Origin of the sequence: Neptuniibacter sp. QD72_48 (assembly GCF_047778065.1) — a bacterium.
Classification (GTDB): Bacteria; Pseudomonadota; Gammaproteobacteria; order Pseudomonadales; family Balneatricaceae; genus Neptuniibacter.
Genome location: NZ_CP180547.1, coordinates 3,716,613 through 3,733,725, shown reverse-complemented (window position 1 = coordinate 3,733,725; position 17,113 = coordinate 3,716,613). Strand labels below are relative to the sequence as shown.

General features: G+C 44.2%; 14 protein-coding genes. 5 read left to right on the top strand and 9 right to left on the bottom strand.

Features of this window, described 5'->3' with window-relative positions:
- Nucleotides 1–44: 44 nt before the first annotated feature.
- From ACMXYX_RS17210 to ACMXYX_RS17200, 3 genes are all read right to left on the bottom strand, one after another.
- The gene (locus ACMXYX_RS17210; RefSeq protein ID WP_415897185.1) at nt 45–545 is read right to left on the bottom strand and encodes a DUF6942 family protein; all 501 of its coding nucleotides are present in this window, start codon (nt 543–545) and stop codon (nt 45–47) included.
- Nucleotides 546–551: 6 nt separating this feature from the next.
- Nucleotides 552–902 (bottom strand): ribbon-helix-helix domain-containing protein, encoded by a 351-nt coding sequence (locus tag ACMXYX_RS17205; RefSeq protein ID WP_415882879.1) that lies wholly within the window; start codon nt 900–902, stop codon nt 552–554.
- A gap of 87 nt (nt 903–989) precedes the next feature.
- Nucleotides 990–1,559 carry a DJ-1/PfpI family protein gene (locus ACMXYX_RS17200; protein WP_415897184.1) on the bottom strand — a complete coding sequence of 190 codons (570 nt, stop codon included), beginning with the start codon at nt 1,557–1,559 and terminating at the stop codon, nt 990–992.
- A 200-nt stretch (nt 1,560–1,759) separates the two neighbouring features.
- Here ACMXYX_RS17200 and ACMXYX_RS17195 point away from each other — a divergent pair, with 200 nt between their 5' ends.
- A complete protein-coding gene (locus ACMXYX_RS17195) occupies nt 1,760–2,632 on the top strand; it encodes an AraC family transcriptional regulator (RefSeq protein WP_415906318.1) in 873 nt (290 codons plus the stop codon).
- On the opposite strand, the gene ACMXYX_RS17190 is transcribed toward ACMXYX_RS17195, so the two are convergent.
- From ACMXYX_RS17190 to ACMXYX_RS17175, 4 genes are all read right to left on the bottom strand, one after another.
- Nucleotides 2,601–3,359 carry a substrate-binding periplasmic protein gene (locus tag ACMXYX_RS17190; RefSeq protein ID WP_415882876.1) on the bottom strand — a complete coding sequence of 253 codons (759 nt, stop codon included), beginning with the start codon at nt 3,357–3,359 and terminating at the stop codon, nt 2,601–2,603. The two genes, ACMXYX_RS17195 and ACMXYX_RS17190, sit on opposite strands and share 32 nt — an antisense overlap.
- 91 nt (nt 3,360–3,450) lie before the next feature.
- Nucleotides 3,451–5,664 (bottom strand): DNA helicase II, encoded by a 2,214-nt coding sequence (gene uvrD / locus ACMXYX_RS17185; RefSeq protein WP_415906317.1) that lies wholly within the window; start codon nt 5,662–5,664, stop codon nt 3,451–3,453.
- Between the two features lie 116 nt (nt 5,665–5,780).
- Nucleotides 5,781–6,740: a homoserine kinase gene (locus ACMXYX_RS17180; RefSeq protein WP_415906316.1), complete on the bottom strand. Its 960-nt coding sequence runs from the start codon at nt 6,738–6,740 to the stop codon at nt 5,781–5,783.
- Between the two features lie 46 nt (nt 6,741–6,786).
- Entirely contained in the window at nt 6,787–7,065 is a 279-nt protein-coding gene (locus ACMXYX_RS17175; protein ID WP_415882873.1) for a DUF2782 domain-containing protein, read from the bottom strand.
- Nucleotides 7,066–7,158: 93 nt separating this feature from the next.
- Here ACMXYX_RS17175 and polA point away from each other — a divergent pair, with 93 nt between their 5' ends.
- Both polA and ACMXYX_RS17165 read left to right on the top strand, forming a co-directional pair.
- Nucleotides 7,159–9,924: a DNA polymerase I gene (gene polA, locus ACMXYX_RS17170; RefSeq protein ID WP_415906315.1), complete on the top strand. Its 2,766-nt coding sequence runs from the start codon at nt 7,159–7,161 to the stop codon at nt 9,922–9,924.
- 462 nt (nt 9,925–10,386) lie between these two features.
- Nucleotides 10,387–11,094, top strand: coding sequence for a substrate-binding periplasmic protein (locus tag ACMXYX_RS17165; RefSeq protein WP_415906314.1), 708 nt, complete (start codon nt 10,387–10,389; stop codon nt 11,092–11,094).
- Between the two features lie 105 nt (nt 11,095–11,199).
- On the opposite strand, the gene ACMXYX_RS17160 is transcribed toward ACMXYX_RS17165, so the two are convergent.
- Nucleotides 11,200–12,333, bottom strand: coding sequence for a response regulator (locus tag ACMXYX_RS17160; protein ID WP_415882871.1), 1,134 nt, complete (start codon nt 12,331–12,333; stop codon nt 11,200–11,202).
- Nucleotides 12,334–12,499: 166 nt separating this feature from the next.
- Between ACMXYX_RS17160 and ACMXYX_RS17155 the strand changes: the two genes are divergently transcribed.
- Nucleotides 12,500–13,852 carry an ABC transporter substrate-binding protein gene (locus tag ACMXYX_RS17155; RefSeq protein ID WP_415882870.1) on the top strand — a complete coding sequence of 451 codons (1,353 nt, stop codon included), beginning with the start codon at nt 12,500–12,502 and terminating at the stop codon, nt 13,850–13,852.
- Nucleotides 13,845–16,268: an ATP-binding protein gene (locus tag ACMXYX_RS17150; protein WP_415906313.1), complete on the top strand. Its 2,424-nt coding sequence runs from the start codon at nt 13,845–13,847 to the stop codon at nt 16,266–16,268. Before ACMXYX_RS17155 ends, ACMXYX_RS17150 begins: the two co-directional genes overlap by 8 nt.
- 189 nt (nt 16,269–16,457) lie before the next feature.
- On the opposite strand, the gene yihA is transcribed toward ACMXYX_RS17150, so the two are convergent.
- Nucleotides 16,458–17,108: a ribosome biogenesis GTP-binding protein YihA/YsxC gene (yihA, locus tag ACMXYX_RS17145; protein WP_415882868.1), complete on the bottom strand. Its 651-nt coding sequence runs from the start codon at nt 17,106–17,108 to the stop codon at nt 16,458–16,460.
- Nucleotides 17,109–17,113: the final 5 nt, after the last annotated feature.

Genomic DNA, 17,113 nt, shown 5'->3' with positions numbered 1-17,113 from the left:
ATGTCTTAGTTCTGCGAGATAATAAGCCCTGATTATTCAGGGCTTTAATCGCTTTCAGCAATTAGGTTTTTTACCAATCCAACCAACTGGCTGATTCTAGAGTTACTCAACTGACGGTAATCTAAGTAGGGGCAGACGATCAATTTTCTGCTTTTATCTATCGCAAAGTATGGATCTAACCAGAGCAAGTTTTCTAGCCCGAGTTCTTGGGCATAGGTTTTACCGGCAATTATATGGATACGATTTGGCTCTGCTAAATCTGGCTTTGAAAACAGCAGGGCCATTGGGCTTGCTGCCTGATACAGCGACTGATCGCGCAACATCTGCCAAGTCTTAAACTCTACGTTGCCTTGTAGCTCAAACAGAAATTTAGCGCTGACATTAAAAATCTTGCGCCAATGATTACCGGTTTGATCCGCAATATGCTTGATCTCACCCGAACTGAGTGGGCGAAGGTGATCGAGAGTAGGGTAAGGCTCGATCGATGGTCGATTGGCAATGTAGATCGCGATCTCAAACCCTTGAGCGCCGAATCCGACAGTCATAGAGGTTTAGTGACGCTTTTCGATTTCGTTACTTAAAATCGCATCAGCATCCAAAGAGCTGATCGCCACCGTTTCATTCGTTGGGATATCGCCCGACAGTTGCAACGCCAGGTAACGCATACAGCAAACTCTTAAGAATGAAGTGAAGTTACCTAAGTCGTGACCGGCATCGATCGATTCGTGGTAGAGGCGAGTTAGCATCTGCGGGATATTTAGATCATCCCGCTCTGCAATCGCTGTCAGGGTCGTCCAAAAATAGTTTTCCAGACGTACGCTGGTCACCATACCGTCAATACGGATTGAGCGGGTGCTGCTTTTCCAAAGTTCTGGTTCGGCATTAATAAACAGTTTGCACATAGCTCTCTCCACTGATTTGACTGTATAGGTAGCGACAAGCTGCTTTCGGGTTCAGGTTTGGGGAGAAAGCAGCCTGCGCTAATTCTATTACATAGTTAGCAAAACCATAAACTGTGCTAACCAAGCAGGGTGTGCTGGCCAAGCAGGGGCGGTGACTAGATTGCCATCAGTCACGGCAGCATCCAGTGGAATATCAGTGTAAGTACCGCCAGATTGATTAATCTCTGGGGCACACGCAGGGTATGCAGAGCAAGACTTACCTTCTAGAACGCCCGCAGCAGATAGCAGTTGCGCACCGTGGCAGATTGCAGCGACGGGTTTGTTCTCTTTAAAGAAGTGTTGCACCATCTCGATCACTTCTTGGTTTAAACGTAGATATTCTGGTGCTCGACCACCTGGTATTACCAGTGCGTCATAATCTTCAACATTAATATCTGCGAACGTCGCGTTTAGAGTGAAGTTGTGGCCACGCTTTTCGGTGTAGGTTTGATCACCTTCGAAGTCATGAATTGCTGTTGCAACTGTATCGCCGCTTACTTTCTCTGGGCATACCGCATCTACATGATGGCCAACCGTTAATAGGGTTTGAAACGGCACCATCGTTTCATAATCTTCGGTGAAATCACCGGTAATCATCAGAATCTTTTTGCTTTGCATTGTATTGGGCTCCCTTTTTTGGGCATTTTTATTTGAATGGCTGCTCAATACTTATCAAAGTAACAGGGCTTGGATTGGGGTAGGTATTAGCTGAATACTACATGGTGAAAAACTGACCAATACTTTTGTTGCATGGGAATTGCTAAGCTAGGCCCCTCCACTTAAATCCGATGGATGAAGGATGTTAAAGGCTGGTTTAGATGCAAAAGATTAAACACACCTTTTTTGAGAACAAACGCCTAGCGGCAATAGGGATTGAGCCGATCTCATTAGCCGATCTTTATCAGAAGCTGCCAGCCGTACCCGAACGGCTAGAGTTTTATATGCTGATTCTGGTGACCAAGGGGCAAGGGCAGCATTTCATCGATTTTATCGATTACGACCTTAGGCAGGGAAATTTGTTGTTTGTACGACCGGGGCAGGTACAGGAGTGGAAGGATTACCGTAACGTGCAGGCGGAAGTTGTGCTGATTGATCCTACTGCATTACCGAATGATGAATTGGTGAAATCTAAAGGTGTGGATCTGCTCGCTCTGCAAGATTGGCAAAATAGCTCTCTCCTGACTGAACTTTTACAGCAGGATATTCTGCAATCGATTTCACGCTTAAAGCGCGATTTTGAAGACTTCGATGGTTCAGAATTAGATATCTCCTTATTACGGAATGAACTGTTGAATCTATTGTTGAGGGTAGCGCGCTGGCAGCAGAAAGTTCGAGTTGCGGATAAGGTGACAAGTCGCTCCCGTAAAACCTACCAGTTGTTTATCGATCTATTGGAGCAAGAGTACCGGACTGAGCATAGCCTGCGTTATTACGCTGAAAAGCTCGGTTACGCTCAGAGTACGTTGAGCCGCGCCTGCATTCAGGTTGAAGGGAGCAGTGCTAAGGTTGTGATTGATCGCCGTGTCGCATTGGAAGCCAAACGTATGTTGGCGCATAGCTCAGCTTCTGTTGCAGAGGTTGGTTACTGGTTAGGCTTTAGTGAAGCTACTAACTTTGTAAAATTCTTTCGCCGCATCGTGGGCGTTACACCGCAACAGTTTAGGGAGCAGCGTTCGGAACAGCGGCACTAATAGCGTTATGTTGGTTTAAGTATTTCTTTACGATCTGATCGCGTCGGCCACTACTAATCAGATTATCAATCGATTTATTGATTGGTTCTACCAAGTCTATACGAGCACGATGTATACGGATGTGTAAACTCGCTTCATCATGTATTGGGCCTGCTTCTAAGTATTTTTTTTGCGCAGAGGCATTAAAAATATCCTCGTTAACTATGCCAACGTCAGCTCGGCCTAAAGCCAAGGCGCGCATCAAGGTTGCTTCATTTTGAAAGTTGACCCTTTCTCCAAAATGCTCAGATCCTCGATAATCGAAGCCTCGGACAGTGGCGATAAGTTTATCGGATAGCTGTGAAAGCTTATTGATTTCAAAGGCTTTGCCTTTAGGAAACACAAACATGTCTCTGGTCCAGTAAAACTGTTTACTAAAAACTTGGATCTCTTGTTCTCTGGGGCGTGCCCGCCAAGCGGGGTTTGCACAGCAGGCTAAATGATAGAGCTGATTTTCAAAACCTATGCGGCGTCGCATCGGAGGTACTGGTAACAGCTGAGGTTTGAGGCCTGCCCCTATTAGTATTGCTCTGAATAGGTCAGGATATATTCCGTGAGCTTGGCCATTCTTGATGATTGCTAAGGGTGAACGATCCTGATCATAGGTAGGCACTGTGATTACTTCAGCTGCACTAGTAAGGGTGCAAGCCAAAATCAGGGCAGCGAAGACACTCCAGAGTTTATACATATCCCCTCCGTCACCTTAAAAACCTCAACCGTTTAAGTATAAGGTGACTTTGGGGAATTCGCCTTCTTCAAGGCTTGGATATCATTACTAGTTATAGCGGCGTTAGATTGGCAAAGCCAACCACCAGCCATTTACTGCCTTCGTAATCGAAATTAACCTGTACTCGGGCCTTAGGCCCTGAACCTTCAAAGTTAAGTACAGTGCCATCACCAAATTTGCTATGCATAACACGTTGACCCAGGGCAAGGTTGGTCTCTGGTACATCACTGCTGCTAAGAGAGCTACTACCAAATAAGCTACTGCCTTGGCTATCGTTATGACGGCTGGTCATTGGACGGCTAACGCTAGCGTTGAGGCGAACCTCTTCCATCAAATCGTTTGGAATTTCACCAATAAAGCGGGATGGTCGGTTGTAGTTATCTTGTCCGTGTAAACGACGGGATTCAGCGTAAGTGATAAACAGCTTCTGCATCGCACGGGTGATACCTACATAGCAGAGGCGACGTTCTTCCTCTAAACGGCCCGGCTCTTCCACAGACATCTTATGCGGAAACAAGCCTTCTTCTACACCGGCTAGGAACACCTGAGGGAATTCCAGACCTTTTGCAGAGTGAAGGGTCATTAGCTGCACACTGTCTTGGTAATCATCTGCTTGCGCATCACCGGCATCCAGCGCTGCTTGGTCTAAGAATGCCGCAAGTGGGGAGTTAAATTCCTCATCCAGAAATTCATCCCACTGGCTGTTGAACTGCTTCGCCGCAGTTACCAGCTCTTCCAAGTTTTCGATACGAGATTGGGCTTTTTCGCCTTTCTCTTTCTTGTGGTGTTCGATCAGACCTGAGTGTTGGATAACGTGCTCAGTCTGCTCGTGAAGCAAGGTATCTTCGGTATCTTGCGCCATCTGATTGATCAGATCTAAGAAAGCCTGCAGGGCATTGGAGGCACGCGCTGGTAGCTTCTTCAGTTCCACAATTTCGTTGGACGCGCGCCACATAGAGATTACTTGGCTACGAGCATGTTCACGGATAATTTCGATGGTACGTGTGCCTATACCACGTGTTGGTACATTGATGACACGCTCCATCGAGGTGTCATCGTCGCGGTTGCTTAGAAGGCGCATATAAGAAAGTGCGTTTTTGATCTCAAGGCGTTCATAGAAACGTTGGCCACCGTATATACGGTATGGCACGCCACTACGAATCAAGGCTTCCTCTAGTACTCGGGACTGGGCATTAGAGCGGTACAGAATCGCACACTCTTTACGGAGGTTGCCCTCTTGTACCCATTTACCGATTTGATCGACGATAAAACGCGCTTCATCTTGTTCGTTAAAGGCTGCATATAGTGAGATCGGTTCACCTTCGCCCGATTCTGTATGTAGTTCTTTACCTAAACGACCTTGGTTGTTGCGTATGACTTCGTTGGCTGCGCGCAGAATCGTCTCTGTAGAGCGATAGTTTTGCTCTAGTTTGATCGTTTCTGTACCGGGGAAGTGAACCGGTAGATTTTGGATATTCTCAATCTTAGCGCCACGCCAGCCGTAGATAGATTGGTCATCATCGCCCACCGCCATTAGTTTTTTCTGACCACCGCATAGCAGCTGCAGCCAACCATATTGAATAGTGTTGGTATCTTGGAACTCGTCCACCAGAATATAGCGGAAGCGCTCTTGGTAGTGCTCTAGTAGTGCTGGGTTCTTATCGCGGAACAGCTCTAGGGAACGTAGTAAAAGCTCGCCAAAATCGATCATGCCGCCGCGTTCACAGGCTTGCTCGTATGCCTCGTACACCGCCACCATCTGACGGTCATTTAGGTCATGGCGTGGTTCGATGTGTTTAGCGCGCAGGCCATTATCTTTCTTATCGTTGATGTACCACTGGAATTGGCGAGCCGGCCAACGCTTATCATCCAGATTCATCTCTTTGGCTAAACGTTTAATCAGACGCAGCTGATCATCGCTGTCCATAATCTGGAAGTTTTCAGGTAAGCCAGCATCCTGCCAGTGAGCACGCAGTATACGGTGGGCTAAACCGTGGAAGGTACCGACCCACATGCCTTGAGGGTTGATACCTAACAGCTCCTCAATACGGCCACGCATCTCTTTTGCAGCTTTGTTGGTGAACGTAACCGCCATAATAGAGTAGGGCGACATTCCTTCTGTCTGAATCAACCAAGCAATTCGGTGTACCAATACGCGGGTTTTACCGGAGCCTGCGCCGGCTAAAACCAGTAAGTTTTGTACCGGAGCGGTTACAGCATTGCGTTGGGCATCGTTCAGAGAATCGATAATGTGAGTTACGTCCATAGCGGCTTTCTGTTCACTGTATAAATAATCAGTGGCTGATTATAGCGGGTGTTAGCAAAAGAGGGCAGTGTTGATTTACTAAGACTCCTGGATGGAGTCTTAGTATAAGAAGTGAGCTATTTGGGAAGCTGACTAGGATTGTTACGGCGATAGATCAGGATCTGTTTTAGCTCTTCTGGATCTTTGAGCTTCTGCTCGCTGTTTTTATCCAACCACGGGATTAAACGTGATAGCCAGAATCGCATCGCGGCAGTACACGTCAGCACAGGCCAAGCATTGTATTCATCTTGAGTGAAAGGTCGCGCCTTTGCGTAGGCTTTTAACAGCGCTTGCTCTCGTGCACTATCAATTGAGCCATCAGGTCGGCAGCACCAATCATTAGCCACGATCGCCAGATCAAACAGCAGATAGGCGGTAGCAGCGTTGTAAAGGTCTAATACCGCGCTGACTTCAGTTCCTTGGAACAGCACATTATCGTGGAATAGATCACCATGAATTGTGCCCGCTTTGATATCGCCCGGCTGCTCGCGAAGTTGATCAAAACGCGCTACTTCTTCCTGTAGCAGGGTTTGATCACCTTCTGGTAACTTACTACGAATGAGTTCGCTCTCTCTGCGCCACCAAAACACACCACGGTGCGCTTGGCGCTCAAGATAGAAGTCTTCAGTAGCAACGTGGAACTCACCTAGGACTTTACCGATGGCAGCACAATGTTCAGGCGTAAGTTCTTGCTGACCCACATGCTCACCAAAGAAACGAGGCTGTAGAGCAGCAGGTTTCTTTTTCAGCTGTTTAAGCCCAATACCGTTTCGATCCTGAATGGCAAAAGGTACAGCAATATTCCGCTGTGATAGCCATTGGCATAGCTCAACAAAGTAGGGTAGCTCTTCGTAGCTAAGCTCTTCAAACAAAGTGAGTACATACTCCGCCTCAGCCTCATCATTTACGAGGGTGACAAAGTAGTTGGTATTTTCGATACCACCATCAATACCTTTGTAACTGACCAGCTCTCCCAAATCGTAATCTTTAAGGAATGTGGTTAGGTCAGTGTCATTAAGTTGCGTATATACAGCCAAGCGCTTTACTCACTTCGTAAAATTGAATTCGTTTGTTCCAGCTGACTTACCAGCGGAAAAGCACCCATTTAGGGATCAGCATTTGTGACTCTTCATGACGAATAAATGCGCCGTCACCTGGTGCCGGAACCAGATAGTATTCTTTGCCGTTTTTAGGCACGACCTTAATCTCCTGAAGCTGACCATTTACGCGATACTCGTAATAGGTTTTGTCTTGTTCATGGAAAATTGTGATCTGTGGTTCGTCTTCATCAACCAGCGGTGGAACTTCGGCATAAGCTACAGGTGTCACTGTAAGTAGTGCTGTTAAAAGTAGCTTTTTCATTATTCTTTCCTCTTTCATGGCAAGATTTCTTTTGGCAAATGAGCATATCGACTATGATCGGGTTTTTGAAGAATAACCAACCCGGATTTCCTGATGAGCGAACAGCAGCAAGCCAACTCCTCTCCTTTAATTTTAGTCGACGGTTCCTCTTATTTATACCGTGCTTTTTTTGCTTCACAACAGGCTGACCTGCGAAATTCTGCGGGAATCCCAACAGGGGCGATCCGAGTTGTTACTTCAATGCTGAAAAGCTTGATCAAACAGTATCCAGAAAGCCCTATCGCGGTGATTTTTGATGCTAAAGGTAAAACATTCCGTGATGAGATCTACAGCGATTACAAAGCCCAGCGCCCACCAATGCCGGACGATCTTCGTAGTCAGGTAGAGCCGATCCACAACATCGTTAAAGCGTTGGGTATGCCGCTTATCGTAGAACCGGGTGTAGAAGCGGATGATGTGATCGGTACGATGGCGCGCGAAGCCAGCGCTCAAGGAATCGATACCCTGATCTCCACAGGCGATAAGGATATGGCACAGCTGGTGGATCAACATGTAACGCTGATCAACACTATGACTGACACCATCATGGATATTGAAGGTGTGAAAGAGAAGTTTGGTATTCCGCCAGAGCTGATCATTGATTACTTGGCATTGATGGGCGATAAAGTCGATAACATCCCAGGTGTTCCGGGCGTGGGTGAAAAGACGGCATTGGCTTTGCTGCAAGGTATCGGCGGTATTAAAGATCTATACGAAAACCTAGATAAAATTGCTGATCTCGGTTTCCGTGGCTCGAAAACCATGGCGAAGAAACTAGAAGATAACCGTGAAGAAGCGGATCTATCTTACCTGCTGGCAACGATTAAAACCGACGTTGAGCTGCATGAAAAAGTTGCAGAGATCGTTAAGCCAGAGCCAAACAAAGAGCAGTTAATCGAGTTATACAAAGAATTTGAATTCAAAACTTGGGTGCGTGAGTTGGAATCTGGTGAGAGCGGTGCCGCAGTAGCCGCTGATCCGTCAGAACCATCTACTCCAGAAGCACCTAAAAATGTTGAATACACAACAGTGCTTACAGAAGCTGATCTAGATAGTTGGATTGAAAAGTTATCCACAGCTGAACTTTTTGCCTTTGATACTGAAACTACTAGCTTGAACTATATGGAAGCTGAGCTGGTGGGTGTTTCTTTTGCTGTAGAACCGGGTAAGGCAGCTTATGTACCGGTTGCACATGATTACATGGGCGCGCCAGAGCAGATTAGTCGTGATGTTCTTTTGACTAAGCTGAAACCACTATTAGAAAGTGAAGATCACAAAAAGATTGGTCAGCATATTAAATACGATATGAATGTGTTGGCTCGTTACAATATCGATCTAAAAGGTGTGGCGTTCGATACCATGCTGGAATCCTACGTGTTGAACTCCACGGCAACGCGTCACGATATGGACAGCTTGGCTGATCGTTATCTGGGTGTGAAAACGGTTAAGTTCGAAGAGATCGCCGGTAAAGGTAAAAAACAGCTGACGTTCAACCAGATCGAGCTAGAACAAGCAGCGCCTTATGCTGCGGAAGATGCGGATATCACCCTGCGTCTACATCAAGCGATCGATAGTCAATTAGGCCAAGATGAAGCGCTAAGCAAAGTATTCAATGAGATCGAAAAACCGCTGATTCCAGTACTTTCACGCATCGAGCGTAACGGTGCTTTGGTTGATGCTTCGATGCTCGGTGAGCAAAGTATCGAACTGGCTGCACGTATGGTGGAGCTAGAGCGTGAAGCTTACGATATCGCCGGTAAAGAATTTAATCTGGCGTCACCAAAGCAGTTGCAGCAGATTCTATTTGAAGAGCTGAATATCCCGGTGATCAAGAAAACGCCAAAAGGCGCACCATCGACTGCTGAGGAAGTACTTCAGGAGTTAGCATTGGAATATCCTCTGCCTAAGTTGATTCTTGAACACCGTAGCTTGAGCAAGCTTAAGTCAACTTACACCGATAAGCTTCCGCTAATGATCAGTCCAAGTACTGGACGCATTCATACCTCTTACCATCAAGCGGTGACAGCGACAGGGCGTCTATCTTCGACGGATCCAAACCTGCAGAACATTCCGGTACGTACTCAGGAAGGTCGTCGTATTCGTCACGCCTTCATCCCTCCAGAAGGCTACAAGGTTGTAGCTGCCGATTACTCGCAGATCGAACTGCGTATTATGGCGCATCTGTCTCAGGATCAGGGCTTGCTGGATGCTTTCTCTAAAGGTGCCGATATTCACCGTGCAACTGCAGCGGAAGTATTCAAAGTTGAACTCGATCAGGTCTCTGATGATCAGCGCCGTAGTGCTAAAGCGATCAACTTCGGTTTGATCTACGGTATGTCGGCGTTTGGTTTAGCGAAACAATTAGGTATCGCCCGTAAAGATGCGGCGCAGTATATCGAACACTATTTTGAGACTTATCCAGGTGTGCAGCACTATATGGATGATATCCGCACCAAAGCGCAGGAGCAGGGTTACGTTGAAACTCTGTTTGGTCGCCGTTTGTACTTGCCAGAGATTAAAGCGAAAAACGCGATGCGCCGTCAGGCTGCTGAACGTACCGCGATCAATGCGCCAATGCAGGGTACTGCCGCAGATATCATTAAACGCGCGATGGTGACGGTAGATGCTTGGTTAGCCGAATCCGATTTTGATGTCCGCATGATCATGCAAGTACACGATGAATTGGTCTTTGAAGTACGTGAAGATCAGGTAGATGCCTTTGTTGCTGAAGTGAAAGATCAAATGGCAGGTGCGGCCGATCTAGATGTACCGTTGCTAGTTGAAGCCGGTGTCGGTGAAAACTGGGAGCAGGCTCACTAATTCTTATTGTTCGAGAGATCAAACATTGTCTGCGCATGTTCTTATGTAACATGCCGCAGGCATGGACTGTAAAAGAATCCTCTGACTCTAAACAAACGCTTAATTAAATAGGTTAATCCATGAACTTTAATCTGCCGACCACGCTCCGCAACACCGGTATAAGATGATGTCCTAATGGCAATATGATCCGCTTTCACACCAAGACAGGCCATAACTTCCTGAACAGAAATACCTACCGGAGCGCCGCCGCGCCAGACACCTATAATGAGAGCTGTTTTTTACTCTGTATTATCAAATGCAGTAGTTGTGCTGAGAAACTAGAACAACTATTTAAATTACTCTATGTTTGTTAATGATACTGTAGATCTTGAGCTAACTCACCATGTCGTTAACTGAGTAATTATTTTGTATATCAAAAAGCTGTGTTTTGTCGTTATATGCTTGGCTCAGCTGTTAAATACAGTGTTTGCTAATGAAGAATTGCAGTTGTTGACGGAAGATTATGCGCCTCTAAATTTTGTTGAAAATGGAGCACTTGTAGGACCATCAGTTGAAGTTGTACAACGTATCTTTGAAAGAGTTGAATTAAATGCTGATATTAAAATTTATCCTTGGGCTCGTAGTTATGAGTTGGCTTTACATAAGCCCAATTATGCTGTTTTTTCAACAAGCCGCACACCTCAACGTGAAAAGCTGTTTAGGTGGGTTGGCCCGCTGGCTGAAAAAAGGTTCAGCTTTTATAGTTTGAAAGATTTCAAAGGGAATCTTTTTAAAGCCAAAGACGCAATAAATTATAAAGTTGGAGTGCAAAACCGCTCAGCAGCACATCAAACCTTAAAGTCATTGGGGTTTAATAAACTACACCCTGTTGCTTATGAAGTGCAAAACCTAAAAATGCTAAAACTCAAGCGTATTGATCTTTGGTATACCAGTAATAGTAGCTTTGGGGCTGCAATTAAAAAACTGAATGTACCTAGACACCAATTTCGAGAAGTCTACGTTGATCAGTCACTGCGTCAATATATAGCTTTTAACTTGGGGACATCTAAGGCGCTCATAAATAAAATCCAACTTGAATTAGATAAGTTAGTGGATTCCAATGAGTATTTTTTGATTTTTGAAAAATACCATGCTCAGGAGCTCATTCCCGAAATATACAGGAATAAATAATAATGATTATACAGTGTAGTTTGGGCGAAAGCCGCTTTCATATACCTGTTATGAAGGGCAGCGTACTTGAGCAGGCTTTCAATTACGAAAGGTGCCTAGTGGATGTTAAGCTACCTGCTTAATAGGGAAGTTAATATCGTAAACCAGCCCTCTTTTATCGCATTGTAAGCTAAGAGTGCCGTGTAAAATCATAGTGACAATGCCATTGATGATTGAAGCGCTTAGGCCCAGATGGTTTGGGTCGCTGAGTTTGGTGGTATAAAAAGGTTTTAGCACCTGCTTTAGCACACTCTGGGTTACGCCGATCCCATTATCCCAATACATCAATCCAATATGCCCATCTTCTAAGTACACTTTCAAATTGATTTGCTTTGGTCCCGAAAAATCGTCGCTATAAGCGTGGGCGACGGTATTTGATACTAAGTTAGAAATAATGTGGAAGAGGTAACCAGGGTTCAAGTTGACCTCTAATGCTTCGCAGTCGAGGGATATTTGAAAACTCTCATCCATCAATGTTGAATGCAAAAGTTTGATGCACTCTTGCACGTATTCAGCCAGATTAATCGTGCGGGGTTGGTTTTCAATTTGGTCGAGCGTAATTGTCTTAAAGTGATCTAACTTATGCACAATCGAGGCAAAATTACCTTCAATCAGTTTGAGTTGCTCTTCACTTTTACTTAAATAGTCATCTAAGCCATTTTTAGTGAGTGCTTCATTCTCTACTTGGGTTCGAAGGCTATCTAAATCAGCTTTCATAGATGACGCAGATGTGACGCAAATACCCAATGGGGTATTAAGCTCGTGAGATACTCCAACTACCATTTGACCAATAGCTGACATGATTTCAGCATTTGCATAGCGTTGTTGGGTTTTGACTAAGTTGATATGTACTTCTGCTCTGGCAATAACTTCCTCATGCATAAAGGGCTTAGTGATGTAGTCCACGCCGCCAGAATGTAAGCCTTTGATAACCATCTCTAGCTCTGTGTTTGCAGTCACAAAAATGATGGGGATATTGGCTGTAATTGGATTCTCTTTAAGCTTGATACATGCCTCAATGCCATCCATTTTGGGCATGTTTATATCCATTAAAATCAGATCAGGAGGCAGGGTTGTTGCGCTTTTTATTGCCATCAGGCCATTTGTAGCGACTCTCACTCCATAGCCTTTCTCCACAAAAATATTGCGTAAGACTTTGAGGTTATCAGCTACGTCATCGACAACGAGAATATCTGCCATTTTTATCGAGCCGTCTTACTTAAGTTAACTGTTGAAAAATCAATCAAAAGCTAGTTGCAGCTTAGACTAATTTTGCCCCTGCGACATAGAAAACAGAGAGATCAGGAGGATTTGTAAATAGAGCATTACTAACTACCCTAAATAAATAAGCATTTGGGGGTGAGTTATGTTTATGAGAAAGCCCGTGGCAGCATTGCTATATTTATGGCTTATGATTGGGTTTGGGGTTAGTTTTGCTGATTCGACGAGCCTTGAACCATGGAAAAAAGCCAACATTGATTGGCAGCAATTCAAAGGGACACAGCTAACAGTATTAGCCGATGCTCAGCCTGCATTCGTAGCCCTAAAGCCTTACCTGCCGGTATTTGAGCGCCTCACTGGCATTAGGGTTGGTTATATCACCGTAGAGCAATCTGAAATGCGAAAACGTCGCGAAGTGGATCTTGTTTCTAGAGGTGGTGTTTACGATGTCGTGCCCATAGGTGTGACTTTTCTGGGCCAAGCTCATCAGAATAATTGGCTCACGCCCTTAAAGCCTTTTATTGATGACAAGCAACTGACAGACCCTGATTGGTACATGTTTGATGATTTGAGTTCAAACAGTTTGAAACTCTGTACTATCGACGGGACACTGTTATCTGTTCCATTTGATTTCTCTGCCCCTGTACTGTTTTACCGTAAAGATCTGTTTGCGCGTTACAACATACAGATCCCTGATACCTATGAAGAGATGGTTGAGGCGAAGCGTGAACTACAAAGAGGTTTGGATAAAGATGGCTTAGAAGGCGTCTATGCGTTTGCTAGTCGTACAAGAGCTGGTGCTGGTTTAAATACCTGGACAGTGATTCCTGCGATACGGTCTTACGGTGGATCAATTTTAGATCAGAACAACCAACCTGTTTTTAATTCTGCAGCATCGATTAAGGCGTTAGAAGTTTATCGGGATATGGTCACAGGCTATGGTAATCCTCCTAATAGTCAGCTGCTTCATTTCTATGAAATTCGACAACAGTTTAGAGAGGGTAGACTGGCAGCTGCTTTCTTAGCCTCGCACTTTTTCAACGAAATAGATAAGCCTGATAAATCACCTATTTGGGATCAATGGGATGCCGCTAAGTTACCAAGAGGGCCTGTGAGTCGTGAAACTTCTCCTTGGGCTTGGGCATTTGCAATCAACAGTGCGTCTAAGAATAAAAAAGCCGCTTGGATGTTCCTACAGTGGGCAACCAGTGAGCCTACTGCCAAATTGTTAAATACGGGGGGCTCTCCTGCTCGCCGGAGGGTGTGGCAATCTGAATATTTTTCCAAACTAAATGCACCGGGACTATTGGATGCAGTGGATTGGATTTTTGAAGAGGGAACTAATGCCAGAATTCAATCAGGTATGTCCGAATTCCCTGTAGCGGGCGAGATTTTCTCAAGAGCATTCAATCAGATTTTTTATGGTGCAGAAGTAAAGGTTACTCTTGATAAAGCTGTTATCGAAGTTGATAAAGTAATGCAGTCAAAAGATGAATAGCTTTAATCTACTCGGCCGTCTCCTGTTTATCATTGCGGGTGTTATTGCGCTAGTTTTAGGTGGTAGTACCGCTGTATTTATTAAAGAAATTCGTAGTGAAAACCTCAATAACTTAAAAACGGCTTCGGAGAGTATTGTTGCTCCTTTGATAAAAGAAGTCTTTATGCTTGTCCAAAGTAGCGATAATTATGACTGGGCTTTAAAAGTACAGTCGATCAACGCTAATCGCTTATTTAAGGATCATAAACAGTTAGGTGTTATTGAGATTATTGTTCTTAATGAGCTGGATGAAGTTGTGGCTCATAACGATATCGCTAGGATCGGTCTTCCAATTGAGCCAACCATTAGCTTAGAAGATATTTATCAGGAAGGGGTGAGTCGAACTGAAGGTGTTTATTGGATAGGGAATCAAATTCTAATTGCTAATAGCAATAAGCCTGTAGGGCATGTGATTGTTGGTTTCGAAGCCACTAAACTGCAAAAACGTATTCAGAATGTTTTAAAAAACTCTGCTTTGCTTTTTTGCTTATTTTTCATCATAGGATTGGGGCTAGCCTACTATTTTGTGACACGGCAAATTACTCGGCCTATACGGGAGTTGGTTACTGCGTCTAATGCTATTACATCTGGTGATTATTATTACCCGGTGAATAAAACGTCGAGTGATGAAATTGGAGAATTAGCTTCTGGCTTAGAGATCATGCAAAAAGCTATTCGTAGCAAGATTGAAGATCTGGAAACGTATAAAGCGCACTTAGAAACGGAAGTTGAAAACAGAACCCAGGAATTTTTAGCGGCAAAGCTAGAAGCAGAGGAATCTAATCGAGCGAAAAGTCGCTTTTTAGCTAATATGTCACATGAGTTAAGAACCCCTTTGAATGCGGTGTTGGGTTTTTCGCAAATCCTTTATGGAAAAGAGTTTTCTTCAGAGAAACTTAGTTATCTTAGCTCTATCAACTCTGCTGGTAATACGCTACTTGGATTAATTAATGAGGTCTTAGATTTCTCAAAAATAGAGTCTGGAAAGATGGAAATTCAGTATGCTCCATTCTCTCCTCGTTATTTGCTCGAAGAAATACATTCTATGTTTTTACAACGGGCAGCTGAAAAAGATCTCTATTTATCAACTCATTGTGACGAGAATGTTCCTGCATATCTGTTATGTGATGCTTTTCGTTTGAAACAGATATTAATGAATTTATGCTCGAACTCTATCAAGTTCACATCAGAAGGTCGTGTCTCAATTCAGTTAAGTGTTTCGAGAACCGATGTAAGAGCGCAGAAAGTTGGACTCAAATTAACAGTGACAGATACGGGTAAAGGTATTCCCAAAGAGGATCAGGAATCTATTTTTAGCGCATTTGAGCAAGTTAAAGGGCAGAAAACTTCAGAGTATGGAGGGACTGGACTGGGGTTGGCGATTACGCAAAAGTTAGTCAATCTAATGCAAGGCTCCATAGAAGTAATTAGTGAAGGAGAGGGTAAAGGAGCAACTTTTAAGGTCCTTATCCCAGAAATTGAGATTACGGATAGTAAGCCTGTAACGGATGCTATCAATATTAAACTGAATAATGCCTATCAGTTTTCACCAGCAACCATTCTAGTGATTGATGATATCTCTTATAACCGAGATTTATTGATCTCTTACTTGTCGGATCAACCCTTTGAATTTTTACAGGCTGAAGATGGAGAGGAAGGGTTAGCGCTTTTAGAAACTCATAAGCCAGATTTAATTTTAACGGATCTGAAAATGCCCAATATGGATGGGCATCATTTTCTAAAAAAGGTGCAGGATCTTTACCCTGAAAATGAATTCACGCTGATGTTAATTACGGCATCGGTACAGGACTCTGATGTAATAGAGAACAAAGACCTGTGCCATGAAATACTTTCTAAGCCTATTAGTAAGGATATGTTGCTGGCGTCATTGGCCAAATATTTGGACGCTAAAGTCTCTGCTCCCCCTGAGAGTGACATGGCTGATGTTGATGTGAATACAGCTTATTTGTTACTGGATATTGATGAAGCAAATTCAGTACTTGAGATGGCCGAGTTAGGTGAGTTATCTCTCCTTGAGGAGAAGGTTGAGGATATCCGAGAACAAAGTACTCAACATTGGCTTCAGAAAAAGCTGGATGACTTAGATTTGGACACGCTTATTGAAAAGTTAAGAGAAAGAATCAACCTTGAATCGGACGGGGGGACTAGCGCATTTCAGAGGTTGAAATTAGATGTAGCGCAGTCACAAAGGATTATAGATTTAGCTGAAGTGGGTGATCTTGGCGGCTTGGAGGGCATATTGAATAGTATTGACGACCCTGATACTAAGCAGTGGCTTGAGCACCATTTGGATGAAATAAATTTAGAAAGATTAATCACGGAAGTGACGGAATTGTTAAAAATTCGCGAAGTTTAGTACTGAGTTTCTAGCTGGAGCAAAATTTATTTCAGAATTTTGGAACTTTCTGATCAATTTGTACTCAATAGCTTTAAGAGTCACTTACACATTCATCGTGCCATGGCTGTGGCTCTTTACAACAAGCATGCGTTAAAGCCCTGAGAAATTGACAGTTCCCCTTCCTAAGTTTCCCAGGGCTTTCTTTTGTTATTCGGCTTCAAATTCTTCTTCGAAATCATCTTCCGGTAGTAACCATAGATCCAAGCGCTGTCTGAGCTGATCGACATTTTGTTTCTTCAATGCTGAGAATGTTTGCACTGTAACCAGATCACCTAGAACTGCAGTTAGTTCCTTGCGAATCTTCAACATAGTGGACTGAGCCGGGCCTTTTTTCAGCTTGTCGGACTTGGTCAGAAGCACGTGCAGCGGCATCTCAGTACTTAGACACCAATCAACCATCATCTGGTCAAACTCTTTCATTGGGTGGCGAATATCCATTACAAGCACAACACCACGAAGGCATTGGCGTTTTTGTAGATACTCTTCCAAGTGTTGCTGCCAATGCTGTTTCATCGCAACAGGTACTTTGGCGTAGCCATAGCCTGGTAGATCGACAATACGAACACCTTCGATATTGAGATCAAAGAAGTTAATCAATTGGGTACGGCCTGGTGTTTTCGAAGTACGTGCCAACTTGTTGTTATTGGTCAGCGTGTTAATCGCACTCGATTTACCTGCATTAGAGCGGCCTGCGAAAGCGACTTCTGCGCCTATATCCGCCGGACACTGGTGTAATTTTGCCGCACTTTTATTGAATTTCGCGGTGTTGTAGTGAACGGTTTTTTGATCTGAAGACATATTTT